4 protein-coding genes are annotated in these 8,859 nt (G+C 68.9%); 1 reads left to right on the top strand and 3 read right to left on the bottom strand.

The features are described from left to right. Positions 1 to 94: 94 nt before the first annotated feature. The 3 genes from ACFU53_RS44095 to ACFU53_RS44085 all read right to left on the bottom strand — a co-directional run bounded on the left by ACFU53_RS44095 (position 95) and on the right by ACFU53_RS44085 (position 6,902). Entirely contained in the window at positions 95 to 2,047 is a 1,953-nt protein-coding gene (locus tag ACFU53_RS44095; protein ID WP_384005527.1) for a pectinesterase family protein, read from the bottom strand. Between the two features lie 377 nt (positions 2,048 to 2,424). Beyond that, positions 2,425 to 4,632 (bottom strand): ATP-binding protein, encoded by a 2,208-nt coding sequence (locus ACFU53_RS44090; RefSeq protein WP_384005529.1) that lies wholly within the window; start codon positions 4,630 to 4,632, stop codon positions 2,425 to 2,427. A 1,106-nt stretch (positions 4,633 to 5,738) separates the two neighbouring features. After that, positions 5,739 to 6,902, bottom strand: coding sequence for an L-dopachrome tautomerase-related protein (locus tag ACFU53_RS44085; RefSeq protein WP_384005525.1), 1,164 nt, complete (start codon positions 6,900 to 6,902; stop codon positions 5,739 to 5,741). A gap of 617 nt (positions 6,903 to 7,519) precedes the next feature. Here ACFU53_RS44085 and ACFU53_RS44080 point away from each other — a divergent pair. Continuing rightward, on the top strand, positions 7,520 to 8,851 hold the full coding sequence (locus ACFU53_RS44080; protein ID WP_384005523.1) for an MFS transporter: 1,332 nt from the start codon (positions 7,520 to 7,522) through the stop codon (positions 8,849 to 8,851). Positions 8,852 to 8,859 lie beyond the last annotated feature (8 nt).

Raw genomic sequence — 8,859 nt, 5'->3', positions numbered from 1 at the left:
CGGTCGTACTGTCCCGGCCCCGCCGTGGTTCACCTCGCCGCCGCGGCGGCAGCGTCGCTGCCGGTGGGCAGTGCGCCCGTCGCCTTGGCTGCGGTCAGCGGACCGGGTTCCATCCGTCGGTGCCGGCCAGGTACTTCTGGGCGGTGTATTCCGCGGCCTCGGCGTCGGTCAGCTTCGGTGCGTTCGCGCCGACACCGGCTCCGAGACCGGAGTTCTTGTACTCCCTGAACCGGGCCCGCGACCAGGGGTAGTCGGGGGTCATGTCGGTCCAGGGCTGCAGTTCCTTTACGGACGAGGCCACCAGGGTGTTTCGGACAACCGCCTGGGGGTGGGCCTCCGGAACGTTGTGCCACGGTCGGCCGAGGTACATAGACCTTATTGGCGCGGTGGAGTTTATCGAGCTGTCGGTGATGAGGATCCCGTACTTCTTCCTGTAGTCGGTGTTGGGTGCCAGCACCGTGCCGCCGGGCCACTCGAGCATGTGAATGGTGGACCGGTCGATCACCGTGGTGGCGTTGCCGAAGATGAAGTCCACGGTGCCCCTGATCAAGCAGTCGACGAAGTACTGCCGGGCCTGGGTCGTGGGTGTGGTCCCCTTGGCGAGCAGGGTGTCCTGACGGCTGATGATCCGGACGTTGCGGTACACCTGCCGGTCACCCATGGCGGCCACCGCGACGGCCTGGGTCTCGTACTGATTGATCTCCGGGTGGGCCGCGGGGTCGAACGTGTTCTGGATCGTGAGATTTTTGACGGTCAGGTTGGCCGGCCTGAAGGTGGCCACGGCGCTGCCCTGGGTGCCCCACGGTGTGCCGTCGGGCTTGAGCATCCCATGGGCCCTGGTGTTGTGGATGAGGACATCCGCGGCGTTGCTGGTGACGCCGTCGATCGTCAGCCAGGTCTTGTCCGTCGGGACGCTGATGACCTCGTGGTAGCTGCCCGTGTCGATGACGATGGTGTTCGCGCCGCTGTTGGGAACGGCGTTGATCGCCTCCTGTACGGTCCAGTAGTCGCCGGTGCCGTTGGCCGCGACGAGCAGCGTGCTCCCCTCGAGAAATTCATCCTTGCGGGTGTACGTGTTCCTGCTCGAGTGGTGGACAAGGTTGAGGTCCCTCGCGAGCGCTGCCGCGGTGTAGTAGACGACTGCGCCGACTGTCAGTGTCTGAGAGAGTGCGTCAAGCCCGTTGATAACTGCGTCCAGGAGCGCCCTGCTCATCCGTAGCCAGCTGTTGTGCTGCTCCATGTGTTGCGGGGGGACTGTGTACGCCACACCTTGGCGGAACGCCTCGATGGTCCCAGCCGCCTGGTTCCGGAACCGAATGGCTTCGGAGACCCCCACGATCATCTGAAGGATCGCCGACGCCGCGACCCTGACGTAGCCGCTGAGAGTGCTGTCGGCCTGCTGGAGCCTCAGCACGGCTTCGTTGAGGCTGAGGGCACTGATCAGCATGCCGTTGCGGGTGGCGCCCTGTGTCCTCAGGGCGTCGTATCCGGCGAGTGTGTCGTACCGGCGGTTCGTTTGGCTGCCCCGGTCGTCCGGGCCGTTGGTCAGGGCCGCCCTGCCCTGCGGTACTCCCCCCTGGCCGTTCGTCAGGTCGGGGTCCAGCGAGAAGAAGTCGCCGAGCTGCACGGCTCCGCCGCCGTCCTCGGTGCCCTGGAACCAGCCCATGAAGTAGGCGTCCGACCGGCGCAGTACCAGCCGGATGAACTCGGGCCCGCCCTCGGCGTGCACATCGACGGTGACGTACGAGTTCCCCCCGCTGCCCTGGGTCACGTCGACGGGGTGCCCCACGGCGACGCCCCCATCCCGTGGTCTGACCTGGTGGTCGGAGATTGCCGTTGTGACGCTCCTGAGCATTCGGGCGTAGCCGCGCCTGTCGTCTGCGGGCTCACCGGTGATCCGCCAGGTGACGTCCGCGCCGGTCGCGGCGCTGGCGCTGGGGGCTGCGGCAACCACCAGGCCCAGGCCACCGCCGGCCACTACACCGGCGGCCGTCAGAGCTGCGAGAAATGACCTTCGGGAATATCCACCCTGCATCTGGGTCGTCACATGAGTTCCTTTTTGTGATGAGCAACCCGTTGATTCGGGGTTGCGGTGTGTGGCGGTTGCCGATCTTGACGGTGACCTTCATGCCGGCACGGGCCGCTCACGCACTGCTGGCGGGCCTGGTCGGCTGTCGCTTCCGGTGCCGCATGCCACGGGCACGGAAACAGTGACTGACATCGGTCGGGCGCGTTCCTGTCACGGATCCGGTTGCCGACTGCCCTCGACGTGTGGCGAGGGCGCACCCCTGCGCCGCGGGTCCGAGGCCCCCGGTGCAGGGGGCACGCCCTGTCGGGTGGCATGCCGAAAGCCTCCGCGAGGGAACTACGCCGAGGCCATGGGTACTTGTACGGGCCCCGGGCCCCGCCCCGGCCCGGGTATTTCTACGGGGTTGTCCTAGGGGTGGGTGCCTGGTTCGCTGTCCACCAGGACGCGATCCGGGCGCGGGAGGCGAAGCCGAGCTTGGCCAGGATGTTCTCGACGTGGCCGTGGACCGTGCGCGGGGAGCGTCCGAGCGCGGAGGCGATCTGGCGGTTGCTCATGCCTTCGGCCACCAGCGCGGCCACTTCCTGCTCCCGGGGGGTCAGCGGGCTCGGGGCGGATGCCGTGGCGGTCGGTGTGGCGGTCGGCTCGACTTCGGTGTGCAGGGCGTACGCGATGGCCTCGTCGGGGCCGCGGTGGCGCCCGCCCTCCGCGAGGGCGTTCTCGTACGCTGCCGGGCCCAGGACCCGTATGGTTTCCTCCTCGCACCGGTCGTGCTGCTCGACCATGTGCGGTCCGAGTGCGGAGATGCTGGTGTCGGTGTCCCGCCACAGGGCACGCGCGGCACCCAGCAGTCGCCCCGCCCCCTTGTGGTCACCGCCCTCGCCGGTGACCCAGGCGAGCTGTTCCAACATCAGGGCGACCCTGACGTAGTCGTTGAAGCCCTGTTCGTTCTCCAGCGCGGACCGGAGCATCACCGCGGCCTCCTCCAGGTCGCCGCGTCTCCAGGCGTCGTAGCCGAGCGCCCACTGCGCATGCGCGCGGACCAGCCGCTCGTCGTGCGCCTCGGCGAGGGCGAGAGCCTGCCTGCAGGTCTGTGTGGTGCGCGGATCCCCGAGGTGCGACTGGGCGGTGGCCATCGTAATCAGCGCGTAGACCGCCCCGATTTTCTCGCTCGTCCCCATGTGCGCGGCCGCAGCTTCCTCCAACAAGGACACGGCCTCTGCCATCCGGCCGCTGAACAACGCCAAGGTGCCGCGCAGGCTCTGGACGTGGGCGCACACCACCGGGTCGTCCAGCCGCTCCCCCAGCTCCGCGGCCTCGTCCAGCCACCGGTACGCCGTAGCGTGATCGTGCTGCAACACCGCCACCCAGGCGGCGACCCACAGCGCCCTGGCCCGGGCCGGGCTCGGTTCGGGCGCGGCGGCGAGCGCGTGGTCGAGCCAGCGGCGTCCCTCACCGAGGAATCCGCCCTCGCACCAGTGGAAGCGCAGCGCGGCGGCCAGCGCCAGCACGGCCTGCGGGTCACCGCCCCGGTCCAGCGCCGCGCGCAGATTGGCATGCTCGGCACTCAGCCGGGCCAGGCTCTTCTGCTGGCCGGGACCGGCCCAGCCGTCGGCGATGCGCTCGGCGAGGGCCAGGTAGAAAGCGTGGTGCCGTTGCAGCATCCGCTGCTCCTGGCCGGACTCGGCGAGCCGGTCCCGCCCGTACTGGCGGATGGTCTCCAGCATCTGGTAGCGCGGCAGGCCCTCACGCTCGGTGGGCACGACGATCGACTGCACGACCAGCCGGTCGAGGAGATCGAGTACCTCGTCACGGCCGATGCCGTCGCCCGCGCAGACGGCCTCGGCCGCGTCCAGGCCGAAGTCGCCGACGAACACCGACAGCCGGTTCCACAGCAGCCGCTCGGCGAGGGTGCACAGCTCGTGACTCCAGTCGATCAGCGCGCGTAGCGTCCGTTGGTGCGGCCGGGCGACTCGGCTGCCGCTCGCGAGCAGCCCGAAGCGGTCCTCCAGCCGGTTCACCGCCTCGTCGACGGTAAGGGTCCGCAGCCGGGAAGCGGCCAGTTCGATGGCCAGCGGCAGCCCGTCCAGGTCCTCGCACAGCCGGAGGACCTGCGCGCGGTTGCCGTCGGTGATCCGGAACTCGGGGCGCACGGCAGTGGTCCGGTCCCGCAGCAGTTCCACCGCGTCGTCCGGCGCCAGCGGCCGGACGGCGAAGACGTGCTCGCCGCCGATTCCCAGTGTCCGGCGGCTCGTCGTCAGAACGCGCAACCCGGGAGACGCCGACAGCAGCGCATGTGCCAGCTCGGCGCAGGCCTCGACGAGGTGCTCGCAGTTGTCCAGCACGATCAGCGGACTGCGGTGGGCCAGGAAGACGGCGAGCTGGTCGATGACCGGCCTGGTGCCCAGGTCCGGCATCCCCAGCGCTGACGCCACGGCGTTCGCCGCCAACGACGGGTCCCACACCGGCGCCAGATCCACCAGCCACACCCTGTCCGCGAAATCCGTCGCCGACGCGGCGGCCACCTCCAGTGCCAGCCGAGTCTTGCCCACCCCGCCCATACCGGTGAGCGTCAGCAGCCTCGTCGCCCCCAGACGGCGGCGCACTTCCGCCAAGTCCCGGCGCCTGCCCACAAACGTGCTCAGGGCGGCGGGCAGATTCCCCACCTCTGATATCTGGACGGTCAAGTTCCTTTAGCCTTCCAACGGCGCACGCGTCCTGGCATAGCAAGGACGCCTGTCGGCGGTGGCAGCACGCTTCGTTGCGGACCGTCGGGGCGGAGTCCTGTCGCCGTGCCCCGTCCCCGTGACCGGCACGGAAAAGTCATCAGCAGACAACTTCGGTGTGCGGTACTCAGGAAATCGGAACGGGCACAGTCGCACTTTATGCCGCTGAAACAGTACCCAGTGGGCATAGGCCCCAGGGGCGGGTTGTGGCTGAGGTCTCACGAGTATGTGGCAGTAGCCGTCGGCCTCTTACGGACGACGGAACCTGTAGGCACGCGGGCCGGGTGCTCCCGGTTCGTCGCTCGCGGACAGGCAGGGGGACAGGGCGGAGACAGGTGGCCGCGCCGGGTCTCCGCCTGTCACCTCACCCGCACCCCGCGGGCACCCCGCCGGTGGAGATCGTCCGGACGCCCGCCGGGTGATCGAGGTGTACTTCCAGAGGGTGGGAGTCTGGATGCTTCAGATGCCGGTCCGCCTCGCGCAGGCGCCTGGCGCCGTTGTCGAGCTTGCGATGCACCCTCGCCGCCAGCACGGCCAGGACTCCCTAGACGTCACATTCCGATCGGTTGAGCGTCCGTCGGACCTAGGGAAGATCGGTCAGGGCTGACGCGGGCAGAGAGTTTGGCCGTTTCCTGCTCAGACACCGGACGCACCACGAGACAGGGCTTCGGCGTAGTCGCATGACGTCCGGCCGGCCTGAGCTGACAGGTCGCCACAAACCGGGCGTCACGCGACTGTGCCACAGCTCTGGGTGGTGAACTGCCTGGAGTGCGAGCTGGCGTGCGTGAAGCTCGTACGCCGGACAACGATCTTGTCGTCGCCTCGTCGAGGGCGACCCTGTCGCCGAGACGCAGATCACCGGCCGCGCCCGCTCCCGCGCTCCTGGGGCCGCCGCCTCACCATGGGGGAGACGTGGGCCGCCCTCAGGTTCGTCCCGCACACCGAGGGCTCGGTATCCCCCGCCTCCCTTCCGCCGTTGCCGGGGACTACCGGAGCAGTACCGGGCCCGCGTCGATGGCTGTACGGACCAGGAGGTAGGGCTTGCGTCGCAGGTCCATGCCCTGATGGTGACCGGCTTGGCGGTTGACCTGGTTGGCGACGGCGTACACGTGGCGGTCGGACGCGATGGAGAGGGTGTCGACCCAGATCAGGTCGGGCCCCTGCGCGAGGGTCTCGATGGTGCCGTCCGGGTTCCTCCGCCAGATGGCGTTGTGCTCCAGATCGCCGCCGTACACGCGCCCCTTGTCGTCGCTCTCCAGGCCGTCGGCCATGGGCTTGGGCCCGAGGTCCACGACCGTCACGGCCACCTCGGCATCGGGGACCGCCGGGTCGGCAAGGGCGTCGACGTCCACGCTGTGGAGGCGGCGGCTCGACAGCGCGCAGTAGAAGAGTCGTTTGCCGTCCGCGCTGATCGCGATGCCGTCGGATCCGACCTGGAAGTAGGAGGGTTCGCCGTTCGCGGGACGGTTCATGAAGGGTTCGCCTTCGATGATGGGGAGGAAGTTCTTCTCCGGGAGCACGGAGGGGTGGGCATGCAGTCGCCTCCACGATCGGCCCGTGGCGAGGTCGACGACGACGATGCCGTTCGGTCCCTGTGGGGACGAGTCGGTGATGAACGCCATGCCCTTGGGCCCGCGCCGCAGGTCGAAGCGCACGTCGTTGAGGTAGCTGTGGGCCGGCGCGACCTCCGGGGGAAAGAGGATCTTCTGGATGATCCGGTTGGTATGCAGGTCGACGGCCACGAGTTTGGGGCCGCCGTAGGAGCTGGGTGCGAATAATGGGCTTCCGGTGTCGAGAATCCAGAGCCGGCCGGCGGGGTCGAGCACGACGCTCTGCACCGACTGGAAGTGTCCGGCCAAGTCTGACGCGTCCTCGCGGTTCACCTCGGCGTCGGGGTAGGCCACTGGTTTCCCACCACGGAGCTCACCGACGGTGAAGGGCACGTCATCGCCCCATCGGGGGAAGTTGACGAAGACCCGCCCGCGGCGCGAGACGGTGACCCCCGTGGGCATCGCACCCCAGAAGCGGGCGACGATCTCGTAGCCTCTGCCGCGTCCTGCCTCCGCCGGCGCGGCGGCGTGCGCACGACCGGTGAGCTGGGCGGCGATCAGCGACGCGGATACCGCGGTGACGAACGTACGTCGTTTCATGAAAGTACCTCCAGGTGGGCCAAGTTCCCTGAGGACGAATCTGGTACTCCAGTTGCAGTTCGCTATTTACGTTGGGCAGTGCCGTCTTCGCAGGTGTCGAGCAACGGGCGCACGGCTCGCCCACCCAGCCCCTGAAAAGTGCCCCACCACCCCGCTACCTGCCCTCATGCTCCGCTGACCGGCTTCTCCAACGCCCTCTAGCTGGCGCTGGCCCATGCCCTCGAACTGGTCTCTCCTTGAGCCGATGCTCGCCACACCCGTCTCGGACCCCGCTTCGCCACAGGGTCACGCGGCGGAGCCCGAAGTGGGACGGCCACCGGGCGCTGCTGGGCCGGTTGACCGGCGACCAGGGACCAGGGACGACAGCACCAGGACGAGCTGCACGTCTTGCTGAGGCGGGACCATCCGCACGTACCAGGCAGCCGACGTGACCACGATCCCCCACGGTTGCACAGCCACCGCGCGCCATCACTAAACACGGACGGGCTGACGTCGCGGCCTTCCCCAGGCCGAAGGGCACCCACCCACTGGTCGACAGCCCCGTGCTGTCTCTTGTCCCCACAGCACCTCTGTTCCTGCCTCTCCGGCTCCCCGCACATCCGATGAATGAGGCATTCATGCTGCGAAAGCGATCCGCCGCGCCCCCTCCGCTCGGCGGCGCCACTCCCGACGCGCGCCGCTACGAGAACAAGCTGCTCGTCATCCTGTTCTTGGGCTTCGGCCTCGTCTTCTTCGACCGGCAGGCTCTGCTCTTCCTCGTCCCCTTCATCAGTGAGGACATACCCCTCTCGAACACCGCCCTGGGCACGCTCTCCGGAGTCCTCGCCCTGACCTGGGCCCTGTCCGGAATGATCTCCGGACGCCTGTCCGACCGGCTCGGCCGTCGCAAGCCCGTGATCATCATCGCGGTGGTGCTCTTCTCCTGCTTCTCGGCGTCGAGCGGACTGGTCGCCGGGTTCGGCGCACTGCTGGCGGCCAGGGCGCTGATGGGTCTCGCGGAAGGTGCCGTACTGCCGGTGTCGCAGTCCCTGATGGTGGAGGCGTCCCAGGAGCACCGGCGCGGTCTGAACATGGGGCTGCTGCAGGGATCGTCGGCCGGACTGCTGGGCGGCATCCTCTGCCCGCTCGCGGTGGTATGGATCGCCACGCAGTACACCTGGCGACTGGCCTTCGTCGTCACCATCGTCCCGGGGCTGCTGATCGCCCTGTGGATCTGGCGGTCGGTCCGGGAGGAGCCGCCGGGCGGCCGTGTGATGACGGAGCCCGCGGCGGAGCCCGGTGATGGCGCGGTCAAGCCGACCATCGGCAGCATCCTCCGGCAGCGCAACATCATCCTCTGCGTGCTGATCGCCTGCGCGTACATGACATGGTTCTTCGTCATCATCACGTTCGCGCCTGTCTACATGACCTCGGTCAAGGGTTTCTCACCCGCGACGATGAGCGGCGTCGTGACCTGCCTAGGGGTGGCGTGGGTGGTGTGGGGCTTCGTCACACCGGGGATCTCGGACCGGTTCGGCCGCAAGAACACGCTGATCGTCTTCACGGTGATGGCCGCGCTCTGCCCCCTGGCCGTGGTGTACGTGAGCAGCCCTGTGGTGCTCGGCGCAGTCGTCGTGCTCACGTATACGGGCCTTGGCTGCTTCACCCTGTTCATGGCGACCATCCCTGCGGAGACCGTCCCCCGCGGCGCGCTGGCGACCGCCCTCGGCCTGGTCATGGGCATCGGAGAGCTGGCCGGCGGTTTCCTTGCTCCCGTGATCGCCGGATGGGCCTCCGACCAGTGGGGGCTCCAGACAGCCATGTACATCTCGGCCGCGGGCGCCGGGCTGGTCGTCCTGCTCGCCCTCGGGCTGCAGGAGACGGCTCCCGCCGTCCTGCGCAGGAAGGAGGCGGCGGCGGTCCGCGACGGCGCTGCGGAAGGCGCCACCAGCGCACCCGCCGTTTCCTGACCCTCCCC

Source organism: Streptomyces sp. NPDC057474 (genome assembly GCF_042802555.1).
Classification (GTDB): domain Bacteria; phylum Actinomycetota; class Actinomycetes; order Streptomycetales; family Streptomycetaceae; genus Streptomyces.
This window is presented reverse-complemented; position numbering and strand designations above follow the sequence as displayed.